This is a genomic window from Roseibium album, from assembly GCF_001404515.1.
GTDB lineage: Bacteria > Pseudomonadota > Alphaproteobacteria > Rhizobiales > Stappiaceae > Roseibium > Roseibium album.
Genome location: NZ_CXWE01000002.1, coordinates 112,111 through 128,515, shown reverse-complemented (window position 1 = coordinate 128,515; position 16,405 = coordinate 112,111). Strand labels below are relative to the sequence as shown.

Below are 16,405 nucleotides of genomic sequence, written 5' to 3'. Positions count from 1 at the left end.
CTGGCGTCCAGGGCCTCGCCCTGGACGTTTCCTAAACCATTGGGCACTCCCGTTCATGACTGATTTGACCGTTTCAAACGATACTGATCGCAAGGAAGAAACACGCCTGCAACCAGGTGTATCTGCAAAAGTCCGAAAACCGGTGTCGGATGCCGTGTCCGGGTGGCTCATGTCTCTGCCGATGGCCGGTGTTCTCGTGTTCTTCCTGGTGCTGCCGATCATCATGATCGTGGTGGTCAGTTTCTGGGGTGCCACGGAATTCTCGATCTACCCGGCATTCGTGTTCGACAATTATGAATTCCTGCTGACGTCTCCAGTTACCTATTCTGTCTTCTTGAACACGGTGAAATACGCCTTGATCACCTGGGCGTTGACGCTGGGGATCGGGTTCACCATCGCCTATTTCCTGGCTTTTCATGTGAGGTCTCTGACCTGGCAGATCGTCCTGTTTCTGCTCTGCACGATTCCTTTCTGGACCTCCAACATCATCCGGATGATTTCCTGGATTCCCTTCCTGGGTCGCAATGGAATTGCCAATTCGGCGCTGATTTCACTGGGTGTGGTTGACGAGCCGCTCGACTGGCTGCTGTTTTCCGATTTCTCGGTAATTCTGGCGTTCGTGCATCTCTACACATTGTTCATGGTCGTACCGATTTTCAACACGATGATGCGCATCGACAGGTCTTTGATCGAGGCGGCCTATGATGCCGGTGCGAGCGGATTTCAAACCCTCACCAATGTCGTTCTCCCGCTCACGAAGCCGGGGATCATGATCGGGTCGATCTTCGTGATCACGCTCGTCATGGGCGACTTCATCACAGTGCGATTCATGTCCGGCAGCCAGAAAGCAAATGTAGGCCGGCTGATTTCCAATGACATTGCGCTTCTGCAGTACCCGTCAGCGGCCGCAACGGCCGTCATCCTGCTGATTACAGTCCTGATCGTCATCGCCACCCTGTTGCGCTTTGTAGACATCCGGAAGGAGCTCTGACCATGGAAAAACGACCGCGGTCCTTCTACGTCCTCGCAACGTTCTTTGCGCTGTTTCTGCTGTTTCTCTACGGACCGACAATCACCATCGCGATCTTGTCCTTCCAGGGGCCGCAAGGCGGTCTGACTTTTCCAATGCGCGGGACATCGTTCCATTGGTTCGGCGAACTGTTCGAGCAACAGGCCGTCGGCGATATCTGGGGCAGTTTCAGCCGATCGCTTGTCCTTGGCCTGATGGTCATGACCACAACGGTTGTCGTGTCGGTGATGGGCGGTTCTGCCTTCCGCAAGAAATTTCCCGGCAGCAGCGTGATCTTCTACCTGATCATCACATCTCTGGTGATCCCGTCAATCCTGGTTTCACTGGGTGTGGGGCTGATCTTCTCCCAATCCGGCCTGCCGGTGCATTGGTCGACATCCGGATTTGGGGCGCAACTGACTTGGACGTTGCCCTTCGGACTTCTGATCATGTTCGCGGTCTTCAACCGCTTCGACAAATCCTATGAAGAAGCCGCGCGGGATCAGGGAGCAAGTGCCTGGCAGACGGTCCGGCACGTTGTCTTGCCGATCATCGCGCCGATGCTGATCGGGGTGGCTCTGTTCGGCTTCACCCTCTCCTATGACGAATTCGCGAGAACGCTGTTGACCGCAGGCAGCTACAATACGTTGCCCCTGGAAATATATGGCATGACGACCAACGTGACGACGCCGGTGATTTTCGCGCTCGGCACGCTCACGACCGCCTTCTCGTTCGGGGTGATTGCCGTTTTCTTGCTGATCGTTTTGCTGATGAAGAAACGTCAGACCCGTCATGGTTCGGACGCCGGTCAGGGACTGGTTTAGGAGAGCTGACAAGATGGTGCAAAAGCACATTCTGCTGATCAATCCGAATACGACCAGTTCCATGACGCAAAAAATCGACGCGGCTGCCCGACATGCGGCCGGACCTGCTGTGAAAATCACGGCGGTCAATCCCGCGACCGGTCCCTCGGCAATTCAAGGGGCAGAGGACGGCAGAAATGCACTGCCGGGTCTTTTCAAAACGTTCGAAGACCATGTTCTTGAACATCGCGGCGTCGACGCCGTCATCATCGCCTGTTTTGACGACACCGGGCTTTGGGAATTGAAACGCAAGAGCCCGGTACCTGTCCTAGGTATCGGCGAAGCGGCCTATCATGCTGCCAGCCTGTATGCAGAGCGGTTTTCCGTTGTCACGACACTACCGGTTTCCGTGCCGGTTCTGGAAAAGAACCTCGATCTCATCGGCCTTGCCAGGCGGTGCGCAAAGGTTCGTGCTTCCAATGTACCTGTCTTGGAGCTGGAAGACCCTGAAAGCCCGGCGCGTCATCGGATTGAAGCGGAAATCAATCTGGCGATCAAGGAAGATGACGTTGGTGCAATTGCTCTCGGTTGCGCGGGCATGGCAGATCTTGCCGCAGACCTTTCAAGACAATTCGAAATTCCTGTTATCGACGGAGTTGCCGCTGCAACTCGGTTTGCAGAGCAACTGGTCAGCTAGGATATCTGGCAAAAACAAATCGCCAAAAGAGTTCTTGGCCAGATTGCATGGTAGCGATGACACCATCAAACTGGACCACTCATCCATCGTTAGATGCGTTCGCGGTCTCCCTAGGGTGCAATGATTGGCGGAGGTTTGCGACGCTTGCCGGAGATTGCGTTTCCGGCAATCGCGGCAAGCAGCACGGTACCGCCAATCAGCGTGTCCGGGCTTGCTGTCTCACCAAGGAAAAGCCAGACCCAAACCGGGCCAAGCAAAACCTCGGCAAGTGAGAGCAGGGCAAGCTCTGCCGCGGGGAGGCTACGCGATCCAAGCGTGTAGAGGATCAATCCGGCCCCGACCTGGAAAACGCCCATGCCCATGGATATTGCGCCGTCGCGAATGCCGAGAGAGACAGACAGCCCCGACAATTGGCAAATTCCATATGTGACGAAGGCAGCGAACAGACCTGACAGGAACACAGATGGGAGCATTTCGCCGGTTCGTCCCCATCGCAAGGCCACGGTAAAGACAGCGAAGCCAAATGCGGACCCGAGCGCGGCAAGGCTGCCTTTCAGGACGATGCTGCCTGACTGGTCGGCAACCATGATTGCGATCCCGCCAATGGCAACGGCGATTGCAACCCAGGTTGCCACGCGCACTGGCTCACGCAAGATTATCCAGCCCAGGACCGCAGCCATGAAGGGTGCCGTTGCAAAAAGCAGCATTGCATTCGCGACCGAGGTATTCTGGATCGAGTAGATCCCACCGGAGTAGGCTGCAACCAGTGAAAGACCGGCGATAACTGCAGGAAAGCCGAGGCGGCGAACCTGAACAAAGGGGCTTTCGCCCGACCGCACCCGAATGACCACGTAGAGAAACAGCGACATGCTGATTGACCGGTAGAGCAAAATTTGCCAGACGACGGCGTCTTCCACCATGCGAATGCCAAGACCAACCGTTGACCACAGAACCCCTGCCGCAAAGACGAAAAGCACACCATATTTGTGAGCATCCGCTGCGGACGTGGGAGGGGTTGGAGATGTCATGTCCTGCCATTCGATGAAGTTTCGCCTGCACGATAAACATTGCGGCAGATCTCATATCCTACGAATGCGACATTCAGGAGCGTTTCAGAGGACCCGACCCGAAAATTTCGACCTCAATGAGGTCCACAACGACTGATGGCCAATAACTGGATTGAGGAAGCTGCGACACAGCAGGCACCGATCAGATAAACGCCAGGTATGGGTCGGAAACCGTCTGGACGGTTATCCTGGAAATCAGTCGAAGTTGGTTTGCGCAGATCATGATTTCCTGGCCTATTCGCCGACACGGAGTTACGCCGTGCGGGGCGGTTGTTTGACGTTTTGCGGTTCGAACAAAAGTTTCTTAAAAAAATTATGTTATTCTTTTCATATGGTTACGTACAGAATTGTCAATTTTGTCAGCATAAGTTGAGGGGCGACTGTTGCAATGCACCCTCAGCTTGTTAATGTCCGCGCAGAATTTGGCGCCAAGATGCGTGCGAACAGAAAGCTGCAAGTACAGAGATTGAATCTGTCGCCGCAGCTGGCCGGGGCCTCCTGCTCTGCCGATGTGCGCATCGTGCCTCCAGGTCCGGCTATGGCCCTATCTCAGGGGCATCTTTCCACTCCGTGCATTTGCCATGCACTTCTGGCCGGACGCAATGCTGAAAAGATCCGTTTGAAGCCACCTGCCACGCAGGCGGTTTGCCAACGCGTATGCGTCTTGCACTGCGCCGTACATTCGGATTTCAAAATAGGAGATCGGGGCCACGCAGCCAGGGCAATCGTCGACGAAATCCGAATGAAATTTGTTGAATGCATCGCATGACACGAAAGTAAAGAGCGCCTTTATTCCGGGTTACGCAAACAGTCTACCTGGTTTGCACCCACCGGTAATCGCAAGCGCATCCAGCGAGGAATTCCAGAAGAGCCGTTCGGGTCTTTCTCGATCGGGTCGGGTTCGTGCGTTCGGAGCAACAGGTTTTTCGCAATCAGGTCTCTTTGGCTCCGGAACGGACAACGTTCCGGGACGTGAGCCGTATTGCGCCTGAACCATTGCCTTTCACAGGTACTTTTAAACTGAAAAAGGAAGACTAATGAGCAGTAGAACATGGCTTTTTACCAGTGAATCCGTGTCAGAAGGTCATCCCGACAAAGTATGCGACCGTATTTCCGATACTATTCTTGATGCGTTTCTCGCCGTTGATCCGCATGCCCGCGTCGCCTGCGAGACACTGACGACGACAAATCACGTGACGGTTGCCGGCGAGGTGCGCGGACCTGAAAACGTGTTGAAGGACGTTGAGCAGCTTGTACGAGATGCGGTCCGGGACATCGGTTACGAGCAGGACGGATTTCACTGGCAGACGCTGGAAGTCGTCAACAGATTGCACCAGCAATCCGCAGACATTGCCATGGGCGTGGATGAAGGCAGTAAGGGTGAAGAGGGGGCAGGCGATCAGGGCATCATGTTCGGATATGCCTGTAACGAGACCGAAGAACTCATGCCAGCACCAATTCTGCTGTCCCATAACATTTTGCGCTCAATGGCCGAAGCACGAAAAAACGGGAAAGAAACGCGTCTGGGTCCGGATTCGAAAAGCCAGCTGACGCTAAAATATGAAAACGGTCGCCCGATCGGGATCGATGCGGTCGTCGTCTCCACACAGCATGGTGAAGATGTCAGCCAGGATGATGTTCGCGATGCGGTGTTGCCGTTCATTCTGCATGCACTGCCGGTCGGCTGGAGCGTGCCTCAGGATCGAATATTCATCAATCCGACCGGACGGTTCGTGATCGGCGGGCCTGACGGCGATGCCGGCCTGACGGGCCGCAAGATCATTGTCGATACCTATGGCGGCGCGGCTCCCCACGGTGGGGGTGCCTTCTCCGGAAAAGATCCGACCAAAGTGGACCGGTCGGCGGCATATGCCGCTCGATACCTGGCGAAAAACGTGGTTGCCGCCAACCTGGCGGACCGCTGCCTGATCCAGCTTGCCTACGCAATCGGTGTTCCCGACCCGGTTGCCGTTTACGTTGATACGCACGGCACCGGAAAGGTCGACGAGAGAGAACTTGCAAAGGTCCTGCGAGAGACGGTTCGTCTGACCCCACGCGGCATTCGTGATCATCTCGGCCTGTCGAAACCGATTTATGCGCGCACTGCAGCCTACGGCCATTTCGGCCGCTCTCCCGATGAAGACGGCGGATTTGGCTGGGAGCGGACAGACCTGGCGCAGGATCTGGCACTTCATTTTGGCGCGCGCGCCGACGCGGCCGAGTGAGATTCAAACCTGAATTTGCAGAGAACACCCGCGGCATTCGCAGTGTCGCAGGGTGTTTCTGCGGGCAATCCATGGAGTGAGTAGATGACGAGCAATTCCGATTTCAACGAGATCAATGAAGCCAAGGCCTGCATGGACAACATCTATGATCAGGCTGACCCGAGGCCCTATTTTCGTGAACTGAAAAAACTCGGCTATGCAATTCCCAACGAAGCCAAGCCGGTTTTTCAAAGGCTGATCGATCACCTGCAGCAACGGCAGGAGGGCGCTGTCAAACTTCTGGATCTGGGCTGCTCCTATGGCGTCAATTCGGCTATTCTCAAGCACGACTTGTCGATGTCGGAGCTCTATCAACACTGGGGTCAGAAAAGAACAACGGACGAAACGCCGAAGGAAAACGTAGAGTATCACAAGCGTTTTTTCGCCAACCTCGATGGCCCTGAAACCATTGAAGTCATTGGACTTGATGTGGCAGAAAACGCGGTCTCCTTTGCAGAAGACATAGGTCTCCTGGACAAAGGCCTGACCTGCAACCTGGAAGCTCAACCGGTACCGGCATCGGCAGAAGAAGAATTGGCCGCTGTCGATCTGGTAACGTCGACGGGGTGCGTTGGCTACATCACGGAAAAGAGCTTCGATCACCTGCTGCCGACGATCACCCGCGGACGCCAACCCTGGATCGCAAATTTTGTGCTGCGGATGTTTCCGTTTGACACGATCGAGGAGTCTCTCTCGCGATTTGGCTACGTCACGGAGAAATATGAAGGCCAGACCTACGTTCAACGCGACTTCGCATCGACGGAAGAACGCGACCAGGTTTTGGCGCGGCTGAGCGACGAGGGAATCGATGCGACCGGGAAGGAAGCTGATGGTGAACTCCTTGCCGAATTTTATCTGTCTCGCCCTGAAAAAGAGGCCGCAGAACTGCCCATCGAGCGCCTGTTCGCCGCTTGAGCCTGTTGTCCGTCGAACCCAGCCAGCGGTGTGTCATCGGTGTGTGATTTCTAGATCCAGCACTGAAATCGGGATATCCGGCGCTTTGCATCGGCGATGAGTTGGTATCGCAGGGGAAGAACGCCGATCAGGTTATTGGAAGCGATTCAATCCGGTGCTGGTGCAGCGGGTTGAATCGCTTCCGCCTCTTTTCATTACCCTTGCTCATTTGACCGATCTTCAGACCAACATGCGTCTCGGGTCCTTGAGAAGACCAGCGTAGTATGTCAGGAACCGCGCGGCTTCCGCTCCGTTGATCACGCGATGATCGTAACTGAGATCCAGCGGAACCATTGGTGCGGGCAGGAAGACTTCACCGTCCCAGACAGGGGCGATTTCGGTTCGGGTGATGCCAAGAATAGCGACTTCCGGCGGATTGACGATCGGAGTGAACGCGGTGCCGCCGATGCCTCCCAGGTTGGTGATTGTCATTGAGGCTCCGCCCATTTCGTCCGGACGGACCTTCCGCTCCTGAGACCTTGCGGCAAGATCGGTAATCTCGCGCGCGATCTGCCAGAGACCCTTGCTGTCAACATCCCGCAGGACCGGCACCATGAGACCATGTTTCGTATCGACCGCAATTCCGATGTGAACATATTCCTTCAAAAAAAGGGTCTTGCCGTCGGAGCTCAGGGATGCGTTGAACCAGGGAAATTCACGCAAGGCCCTGGCAAGCGCCTTCGCGTAAAAGGAAAGTGCCGTCAGCTTGAGCCCGCGATCCCTGGCTTCGGATTTCAGGTCCTTCCGGAATTCCTCTATCACGGAGACATCAGCCCGGTCGTGATGGGTCACGGCCGGAATGAGCGCCTGTGCTGCCGCCATATTCCGAGCGGCTACCTGGGCAAATCGGCTCATTGGTTCTTGCCGCACAGGTCCATATTGAGAATGGTCAACGTCCCAGTAGGACCTGTCGGAGGCCGCAAACTGCGTCGCGGCCGGAGCTGCACCATCTGCTTCCAGATCCTCGCGTGCGATGGACGTTCGGCCGATGTCCCTGGCCAGCGCTTCGATATCGATCCCCTTTTGGCGCGCGAGCGCCCTGACGGAGGGTGGGGCGATGATGTCAGACATATTGCCCCCTACCAGCCAGCAGAAATGTACTGGGTTTCCATGAATTCCAGCATGCCTTCATGCCCGCCTTCGCGTCCGAGGCCGGACTGCTTGGTGCCGCCGAACGGGGCAGCCGGGTCCGAAACCAGGCCTCGATTGAGGCCGACCATACCGTAGTCCAGGCGTTCGCAAACCTTGAGTCCGCGTTTCATGTCCTCGGTGAATACATATGCCACCAGACCATACTCCGTGTCGTTTGCACGCTGAATGACATCGTCTTCGTCAGTAAATGTCTGGAGAGCGGCCACAGGGCCGAAGATTTCGTCGTGAACGCATTCGGCCGTCTCGGGCACATTGGAAAGCACGGTCGGCGTATAGAAGAAGCCTTTGCCGTCGGGAGCCTGGCCCCCGACTTCGATGCGCGCACCCTTTGCCACGGCGTCCGCGACAAAATCTGCAACCTTGTCGCGTGTTTCAGCATTGACGAGTGGCCCGACATCGACGGAAGTATCCGTGCCGTCACCGACTTTCAATTTGCCCATGGCTTCTGCCATCCGGCTGGTGAATTCTTCCGCGATTGCCTCATGCAGATAGATGCGGTTGGCCGCGGTGCAGGCTTCTCCCAGATTGCGCATCTTGGCGAGCATTGCGCCTTCCAGGGCAACGTCAAGATCGGCATCGTCGAAGACGATCAGCGGCGCGTTTCCTCCGAGTTCCATTGCCGGCTTGAGAACCTGGTCGGCCGCAGAATGAAGCAGCTTGCGTCCAACCGCCGTCGAACCGGTGAAGGATACGACGCGCACACGCGGGTCATGCAGCATGTGATCGACCAGCGCACCCGTGCGCTTTGACGGCAGGACATTGACCAGCCCGGGAGGCACGCCTGCCTCCTCCAGCAACGGCATCAATGCAAGCATTGTAAGCGGGGTTTCCGAGGCCGGTTTGATGATGACTGCGCATCCGGCGGCGAGCGCAGGTGCGATTTTCCGGGTGCCCATGGCAGCCGGATAGTTCCAAGGTGTTACCAGAACAGCCAGACCGGCGGGTTTGTGCTGCACGATGATGCGTGCCCCGGACGCCGGGGCAGTCGTGATCAGGCCATCTGCGCGGACGGCTTCCTCGGCAAACCAGCGGAAAAACTCCGCTGCATAGGCCGCTTCGCCCATGGCATCCGCACGTGCCTTGCCGTTTTCAAGAGTGATCAGTCGCGCAAAGTCGTCCAGGCGCACGGTCATCAGCTCCCAGGCCTTGCGCAGGACTTCAGAACGCTGCCGTGGTGTTCTGGCCGCCCAGTCCCTCATGGCCTGCTCGGCTGCGTACAAGGCGAGGTCTGCATCCTCGATGTCCGCCGATGCAACGGACGCAAGCACGCCTTCGGTTGCCGGATTGATGACGTCGAAACGCTCGCCCCTTGCTCCCTGTCGCCAGGCGCCATCGATATAAAGGTCGGTAAAGTCCATGATGCACCCCACGGGTCAAAGCAGGTGGCGGAGCGGTTGCTCCATCCGACCCGCGAAATTGGAAAGCAGGTTCACAGCCTCTTCTGCGGTGAGACGATGACCCGCAATTTCAAGTGTCAGGCGCAGGCCGCGTCCCGCGCGTGAAATGCTAATTGTCGGGCAATCCTCAGCGCCAAGGTCTACGGAGCTGATCCTGGTGAAACGCAAGTCGCGCACATGAAGATCGAAAGGCTTGCTACTCTCCGCAGCGGCGACCTGACCCAGCCAGGTCGAGGGAACCGCATAGATCGTCCGGTCACCAGCACGATCGACCGCAACGTTTGCCGGCAAGCGTCCCAGACTAAGCGCGGCAAATCCTGCAAGCAGAGCCCCCTGATCCTGACAGGCCCCGGTGGTTGCCGCCCAACCTGCAAAATCAGCGAAGGCGTCGTCGTCCCCGGTTTCGGCAACGAGGCGCCGCACTGTGTGGGGGCCCGATGCCGCGGTTCCGGTTGGCGGCAGCGTTTTCAGCGTTTCCAGGTCCTTCACGTGGAAGGGTTGAACATGGCCTGCCTCGACAAGGCGATTGAGGTCCAGATCCATTTCTCCGGCGAGCCGGCGCGCCTTGGGCGAAGCCAGGATTTTTCCCTCGCTTTTCGGAATGGCGATTGGTGCCTTTTCCGGCAACCTCGCGGATTTGAGACCGTCTGAAGCCCCCGGTGCTTCCTCGACGCGCGTGTTGCCGGCAGCCTTGTCAGGAACAATCGGCCCGGAACTTTCTTCCTCTACCGCCGCTAGGTCGGGTTGTTCTGCGCTAATGACGGCAATGGTTTCGCCGACGGGCACTTCCTGGCCGGCTTCAGCCAGAAGTTTGGCGATAAAACCGTCGAAACCGGCATTGACCTCCATGGTGCTCTTGTCGGTTTCAACCTCGAAGAGAACATCATCGGCGTTTACCGCTTCACCGGGTTGCTTGAGCCAGCCGACCAGGAGCCCGGTGTCCTGGGCCATGCCGAGGGCAGGCATGATGACCTCATGCGGCATGGATCAACTCTCCGCGGCAGATCCTGCGTGCGTTCTCGGCAACGCCGGCGGCGTTGGGCACCGTCAGATCCTCAAGGGCAGGCGAGAAGGGAACCGGTACATCCATTGCGCCCATCCGGATCACCGGGGCGTCCAGATGATAGAAAGCCTTTTCTCCGATCCGTGCAGCGATTTCCGCCGTCACACCGTAACTTTGATGACCCTCATCGATCACGATGGCGCGGGAGGTCTTTCGGACCGAATTCAGGATCGTTTGTTCATCAAGTGGAACGATCGTCCGAGGATCTATGACCTCGGCGCTGATCCCGTCCCCGGCCAGCGCTTCGGCAGCTTCTTCCGCAACCTGCACCATTGAGGACGTTGCGACCAGCGTCACATCACGACCTTCGCGTTTGATATGCGCCTTTCCGAAAGGGACAAGGTATTCTTCTTCCGGGACGGGCGCCTTGTCCTGGTACATGAGCTTGTCTTCGAAGATCACGACCGGATTGTCGTCCCGAATGGCCGTTTTCAGGAGGCCCTTGGCCTCATAGGCCGACGACGGCATGGCGACTTTCAGTCCGGGAATGTGCGCGACTAGAGCCTGCAGGGACTGGCTGTGCTGAGCTGCGGAGCGGCGTGTCGCACCCATATTCGTCCTGAGAACAAGGGGAACCGTCAGCTTGCCACCTGACATGTAGTGGGTCTTTGCCGCCTGATTGCAGAGTTGATCCATGACCAGATACAAAAAATCTCCGAACATGAGATCGACCACCGGCCGCAAGCCCGTCATGGCGGCTCCGACAGCAATGCCCATGAAACCCGGCTCTGATATCGGCGTGTCGATGACCCTGTCGGTCCCGAATTCCTCCACCAGTCCCGAAAGGACCTTGAATGGCGTTCCGGCTTCGGCAACATCTTCGCCAAGCAGGATGACAGATGCGTCGCGACGCATTTCTTCAGCGATCGCCTCGTTGACCGCTTTGGAGAGAGTGATTTCGCGGGTCATCGGTGCGCTCCTCCTGTATATTCCAGTGCGTGGTCGACACCGGAAAAGACATGCATGTCGACCTCGTTGACGTCGGGATAAGGTGCGTCCAGCGCGTATTGGACCGCTGCCTGTGCGTCAGCGCTTATTTCTTCGTCGATCGCCACCAACTCGTCTGCGGACATGATCTTCTGGTCGATCAGCCATTTGCCGAAATTCGTGATCGGATCGCGGAGCTTCTTCCATTCGGCTTCCTCGTCCCTGGAGCGGTAGTAGTCGCGATTGATGTCTCCAACGTGGTGACCGTGATAGCGGTAGGTGTCCAGCTCGATGAAGAACGGGCCTTCTCCCTTTCGGCAACGACCGACGAGCTGTTGTGTCAGCTCGTTCACCGCAAGCACGTCCTGTCCGTCGACCTGAAAGGCTTCGACGCCGAATGCCTGCGCACGCGCGATCAGCGAACCCGCCGCGATTTCCTCGGTTCGGGTGTATTCGCTGTAGCCATTGTTTTCACACGCATAAATGACCGGAAGCCGCCAGAGTGCAGCCATGTTCATCACTTCATACCAGAGACCCTGGGCAGTGGCGCCGTCCCCGAAGAAGCAGACCGTCACAAACTCCCTGCCCAAACGTTTGGCCGAAAGCGCAGCGCCCGTGGCAATGCCCATGGATCCGCCCACGATGGCGTTGGCGCCGAGATTTCCATGGGACTGGTCTGCAATGTGCATCGATCCGCCCTTGCCGCGGCAGTAGCCTTCAGCCTTGCCCAGCAATTCGCAGAACATCGTCTTGAGGTCTGCGCCCTTGGCAACGCAATGACCGTGCCCGCGGTGTGTCGATGTGATGCGATCCTCATCGGTCAAGGCTTCGCAAATGCCGACGGCCACCGCTTCCTGCCCGGAATACATATGGGTCAGACCGGGCATCCTGGCGGAGAGATACAACTGGTTCGCATTGTCTTCAAAGGCGCGGATACGAACCATTTGCCTGTACATCTGCAGGTAATCTTCCGTGTTGTGCCTGTTCTTGGCAGCACTCATGTCTTTGTCCCTAGAAAAGGACCCGGCCCCTGGAGGGCCGGGCAAGTTGGGGAAGTCAGTACCGGTTCGCGATCGGGAGTTCCTCTGCCGGGAACAGGCTGATGACTTCGACACCCGTGTCGGTCACGACCACTTCTTCTTCGATACGGGCGGCAGAATAGCCGTCGGCGGCAGGGCAGTAGGTTTCCAGCGCGAACACCATGCCGGTCTTGATTTCCATCGGATGATCAATGGAAATGGCCCGGGAGATGATCGGACGTTCGTGCAAGGCCAAACCCAGGCCGTGACCGAATTGCAGGCCGAAGGCAGCATCTTCGTTCGGAAAGCCGAATTCTTCCGCTTTCGGCCAGACCTCGGCCACCTTGTCCGTGGAGACACCCGGCTTGATCATGGCGATGGAGGCATCGATCCACTCGCGCGCTTTTACATAGGCATCATGCTGTGCCGGTGTTGCCCGGCCAATGTTGAACGTTCGGTAGTAACAGGTCCGATACCCCTGATAAGATTGAAGAATATCGAAGAAGGCCTGATCGCCCGGACGGAAATAGCGGTCGGTGAAATTGTGTGGATGCGGATTACAGCGTTCGCCCGAGATTGCGTTGATCGCCTCGACATCGTCCGAGCCCATCTCGTAGAGCATCTTGTTGGACATGGCGACGATGTCGTTTTCCCGAATGCCCGGTTTCAGTGCCTCGTAGATCATGTGATAGACGCCATCGACCATGGAGGCAGCCTGGGTGAGCAACTGGATTTCATCCCAGTTCTTGATCTCTCGCGCGGCCAGCATGATCTGCTGCCCGTCAATGACATTCAGTCCTTCTTCCTGCAATGCGTGAAACATTGCCGTCTCCGCGTAGTCGACACCCACCGGCATATCGGCCATGCCTGCATCCTTGATGAGCCCCGCAATCTGCTTTGCGTATTTGCGCATCAGGCCGAATTCCGGTGGAATCGTACCCCGCATTCCGACGACGCCCGCAAGACAATGATCGGGTTCGAGCCAGTCGGAAAATTTCTTGTGGTGGTAGGCGGCGGAACCGAAATCCCAGACATAGGGGGAATCATCACCAGTCAGCAGGCAGAACCGGCACATCTTGTCCCGTTCCCATTCGCCGATCTTGGTTGACGACACATAACGGATGTTGTTCACGTCGAACAACAAAAGCGTTCCCGCCGGGGAGGCCTTCAGGGCCTGGCGCGTCCGCGACAACCTGTAGCGGCGCAGTCTGTCATGGTCTACTCGGCGTTCGAAATCCACCGACGTATGGCCCCAGGCCGGCAAACGGCCTTCCCATCTCCAGTTTGGTTCGAGGTCCTGAGGGGTCAGGACGTGTGGTGTCAGTGCGCGGGACATAAGTCTCTCCTGCGGGCGTTGTTACCGCCGCATGTTACGTTTCAAGATTGACGGGTTTTCAGGTCATTGCATGATCATGCCGCCATCGATCATGATGAGCTGGCCGGTCATGTAGTCGCTTTCGTCGGAACACAGGAACGCGGCGGTTCCCTTGACGTCGTCTGGCGTGGAAAGTTGTTTCATCAGGATCATGGTTTCTGCCAGGTGATCCATCGACTGGCCTTCCTTCTCGAACATGCCGATCTCGACGAGATCCTTGTCGAGCTGCTCCCATAGCTCTGTCTTCACGACGCCCGGCCCGTAGCCATTGACCGTGATCTTGTGTTGCCAGAGAGCCTTTGCACCGCCAATGATCATTGCCAGGGCGCAGTATTTGGAGCAGGAGTACGGCACTACATCCAGAAACGCGGTGCGGGACACGATGCTGCCGACATTGATGATCTTGTAAGGATGATCATCCATCGGCCCCTGATCGATCATCTTCCTGGCCGCTTCCTGCATGCCGAACAGCATGCCCTTGGCGTTGATGTTCATGATCAGATCCCAGTTGTCCTCGTCGATGTCGAGGAACATCTTGGGTTTGTTCACGCCGGCATTGTTGAGCATGATATTGATCGAACCGAATTCATCTGCCGTGGCGTTGACCGCGGCTGTGTGGTCGGGTCTTTTGGTCACATCGAGTTTCATGGAAATCGCCTTGCCGTTGCCGCGGGCATTGATCCGGCCGGCAACCTCGTTGACCCCGTCGACATTGATGTCGCCGAGCGCAACATTGGCGCCGTGTGCGGCAAAATATTCGGCATTCGCTGCACCCATGCCTTGTGCGGCTCCGGTGATCAGAATGTTCTTTCCCTTAAGACGATTGGGGTCCATGAGTTCCTCCCATTAGAGTTTTCCTGCCTCCCTCAAGATCCGGTCGGCACGATTCTGGGCTGCTTGAAGCGCAGCTTTTGGTGATTGAACGCCGCGCAGCATGTCGTGGCATTCCTCTCCGCAGATGCGGATGATGTCGTTGATTTCCGGGATTGGCGGCCGCGGCCAGAATTGCAGCTCGTCGTGCCAGGACATGGAATCCACGGCTTCGAAGATCGGTGAGAGCCTGCGTACTTCGGGATCGGCGCCCACGGAGTATCTCGGATTCGTCCTGCTGCCGTTTTCCACGTAGAGCTTTTGCGCTTCAGGCGATGTGAAAACGATCAGGGCCTCGGTGGCGGCTTCAAGGCGGTCTGGCGCGATGTTGGCCGGAATGCAGAGCAGGTATCCGCCGACCGGTGCGATATTGGGTGCCTTGCATCCGGACGGATGCGGCAGGTAACCGACTTTTCCAAAGGCAGCGCAGGCAGGGTTCTGCTCGAAATAAGGGGCGAGCAAGGTATAGCCATATGCCATTGCAACCTTGCCGTTGGCAAAGGGCCGAACACGTTCGTACCAGGCCATGGACAGGATATCCGGCGGAGAATAGCGCAGGAGCGCCATCAGATACTCGGCGGCAAGCAGACCGCGCTCGGTATCGATCGTTGGTCGGTAGTCTTCCTGTGCGAGCCTGGATGCATCGTAACCGCCGGCCTGCTTTGCAAGATCAAGTACAGGCTGACCAAAGTCGGCACAGGCCATCATGAATGTGTGGCCGAGCGCTGTGCCGCGGGCCGCGTTCCAGGCGATGCCGTAGCGTCCCTTGGTCGGTTCATGCAGTTCCTCGGCTGCCTCCAGCAGGGCATCGGTCGTGTGCGGGGGTTCAAGCCCGGCTTCTGCCAGCAAGTCCTTGCGGTAGAACAGAAGTTCAGGCGTTGTCTGCGAGGGAACGCCGAAAGGCCGCTTGTCCCAATGGGCTGCCATCCAACCGGCTGTGTGAAAATCGCTTGGGCTCAGCCGTTCGACGTCCAGAACTGCATCGATCGGGTGCAGGTAGCCCTTCGCCGCGAATTCTCCGACCCAGGGCAGGTCAAGCGCGATCAGGTCATACCTGCTGGTCGTGCGCTGGGCGTTCTTGACTGCCTCTTCGTGAAGCCGGTCAATTGAAAACGCCCGTTGCTGGATCGGGCAGCCGACGACCTGTTCGAATTGCCGCTTGAGCCCGTGCATGACCATGAAGGTCGGGTCACCGTGAACCAGAACCCGCAGCCCGCCCGAGAGCTTGAGAGGTTCGAGCAGAACCTGCGGAGGCTGGATGGTCTGGGCTTCCAGGTAGGAGCCCGCGAAATAGTAATCCTGCGTGTCGGCCCGGGGAGCGTCCGACCCGAAGGCCTGTGCCGCCAACCTGCGCATCCTGCCACTGAACTGGGTCCAGGCTTCGAGCATCTCTGCACTTGGATGAAGAGAAAAGGAACGTCCGCTTGAGGTTCGGGGCCGTTGCTCGACCAATCCGTCGTCGATCATCTTCCTCAGACGCCGGGTGGCGGTTGCATACGGAACGCCCGAAGCGCCGATCAGCGATGTCGGCGTCACGACCTTTGCCTCCAGATGTCTCCTGACCAGGTATGCCGACATTTTGACATATGGGTTGGGAGCCGAAATTTCGATCAGACCGTCAAGCTCGTCTTCGAAACTCTCCAGAAACGTAAGCGCCTTGAGAATTTCCGTTTTGGCCTGAGGCGTGAGAAAAGACGTCTCCTGAACCAGCTCTCCCTTATGATGGTTCATCTCGCGTCTCCAGTTTCCGGACGGGACAAACCACTTTTGCATTTCCTCAAAATGAATATTTTTTGGATCGACATTGA

14 protein-coding genes are annotated in these 16,405 nt (G+C 57.2%); 5 read left to right on the top strand and 9 right to left on the bottom strand.

All coding sequences use genetic code 11. The features are described from left to right. Positions 1-55: 55 nt before the first annotated feature. The 3 genes from LA5095_RS05885 to LA5095_RS05875 are packed head-to-tail and all read left to right on the top strand — an operon-like array spanning position 56 to position 2,509. A complete protein-coding gene (locus LA5095_RS05885; RefSeq protein ID WP_082442616.1) occupies positions 56-991 on the top strand; it encodes an ABC transporter permease in 936 nt (311 codons plus the stop codon). Positions 992-993: 2 nt separating this feature from the next. Next, complete coding sequence (locus LA5095_RS05880) at positions 994-1,833, top strand: ABC transporter permease (protein WP_055113005.1); 840 nt, start codon at positions 994-996, stop codon at positions 1,831-1,833. 13 nt (positions 1,834-1,846) lie between these two features. Continuing rightward, a complete protein-coding gene (locus tag LA5095_RS05875; RefSeq protein WP_055114180.1) occupies positions 1,847-2,509 on the top strand; it encodes an aspartate/glutamate racemase family protein in 663 nt (220 codons plus the stop codon). 110 nt (positions 2,510-2,619) lie between these two features. On the opposite strand, the gene LA5095_RS05870 is transcribed toward LA5095_RS05875, so the two are convergent. Further along, the gene (locus LA5095_RS05870) at positions 2,620-3,537 is read right to left on the bottom strand and encodes a DMT family transporter (RefSeq protein WP_055113003.1); all 918 of its coding nucleotides are present in this window, start codon (positions 3,535-3,537) and stop codon (positions 2,620-2,622) included. Positions 3,538-4,613: 1,076 nt separating this feature from the next. Between LA5095_RS05870 and metK the strand changes: the two genes are divergently transcribed. Together metK and LA5095_RS05855 are read left to right on the top strand one after the other, a co-directional pair. Further along, positions 4,614-5,801, top strand: coding sequence for a methionine adenosyltransferase (gene metK, locus LA5095_RS05860; RefSeq protein ID WP_055113000.1), 1,188 nt, complete (start codon positions 4,614-4,616; stop codon positions 5,799-5,801). An 84-nt stretch (positions 5,802-5,885) separates the two neighbouring features. Continuing rightward, positions 5,886-6,755, top strand: coding sequence for a hypothetical protein (locus LA5095_RS05855; protein WP_055112998.1), 870 nt, complete (start codon positions 5,886-5,888; stop codon positions 6,753-6,755). Between the two features lie 219 nt (positions 6,756-6,974). On the opposite strand, the gene LA5095_RS05850 is transcribed toward LA5095_RS05855, so the two are convergent. The 8 genes from LA5095_RS05850 to LA5095_RS05815 all read right to left on the bottom strand — a co-directional run bounded on the left by LA5095_RS05850 (position 6,975) and on the right by LA5095_RS05815 (position 16,328). After that, positions 6,975-7,865 (bottom strand): 2-oxo acid dehydrogenase subunit E2, encoded by an 891-nt coding sequence (locus LA5095_RS05850; RefSeq protein WP_055112996.1) that lies wholly within the window; start codon positions 7,863-7,865, stop codon positions 6,975-6,977. 8 nt (positions 7,866-7,873) lie between these two features. Further along, positions 7,874-9,304: an NAD-dependent succinate-semialdehyde dehydrogenase gene (locus tag LA5095_RS05845; RefSeq protein WP_055112994.1), complete on the bottom strand. Its 1,431-nt coding sequence runs from the start codon at positions 9,302-9,304 to the stop codon at positions 7,874-7,876. A gap of 15 nt (positions 9,305-9,319) precedes the next feature. Continuing rightward, the gene (locus tag LA5095_RS05840; RefSeq protein WP_055112992.1) at positions 9,320-10,327 is read right to left on the bottom strand and encodes a biotin/lipoyl-containing protein; all 1,008 of its coding nucleotides are present in this window, start codon (positions 10,325-10,327) and stop codon (positions 9,320-9,322) included. Continuing rightward, positions 10,317-11,315: an alpha-ketoacid dehydrogenase subunit beta gene (locus LA5095_RS05835; RefSeq protein ID WP_055112990.1), complete on the bottom strand. Its 999-nt coding sequence runs from the start codon at positions 11,313-11,315 to the stop codon at positions 10,317-10,319. The genes LA5095_RS05840 and LA5095_RS05835 overlap by 11 nt, the downstream gene beginning before the upstream one ends. Further along, positions 11,312-12,334, bottom strand: coding sequence for a thiamine pyrophosphate-dependent dehydrogenase E1 component subunit alpha (locus LA5095_RS05830; protein ID WP_055112988.1), 1,023 nt, complete (start codon positions 12,332-12,334; stop codon positions 11,312-11,314). Before LA5095_RS05830 ends, LA5095_RS05835 begins: the two co-directional genes overlap by 4 nt. A 55-nt stretch (positions 12,335-12,389) precedes the next feature. Further along, complete coding sequence (locus LA5095_RS05825; RefSeq protein ID WP_055112986.1) at positions 12,390-13,688, bottom strand: M24 family metallopeptidase; 1,299 nt, start codon at positions 13,686-13,688, stop codon at positions 12,390-12,392. 63 nt (positions 13,689-13,751) lie between these two features. Beyond that, positions 13,752-14,561 (bottom strand): SDR family NAD(P)-dependent oxidoreductase, encoded by an 810-nt coding sequence (locus LA5095_RS05820; RefSeq protein ID WP_029061205.1) that lies wholly within the window; start codon positions 14,559-14,561, stop codon positions 13,752-13,754. 12 nt (positions 14,562-14,573) lie between these two features. Then, positions 14,574-16,328 carry an extracellular solute-binding protein gene (locus LA5095_RS05815; protein WP_082442675.1) on the bottom strand — a complete coding sequence of 585 codons (1,755 nt, stop codon included), beginning with the start codon at positions 16,326-16,328 and terminating at the stop codon, positions 14,574-14,576. Between the last annotated feature and the right edge of the window lie 77 nt (positions 16,329-16,405).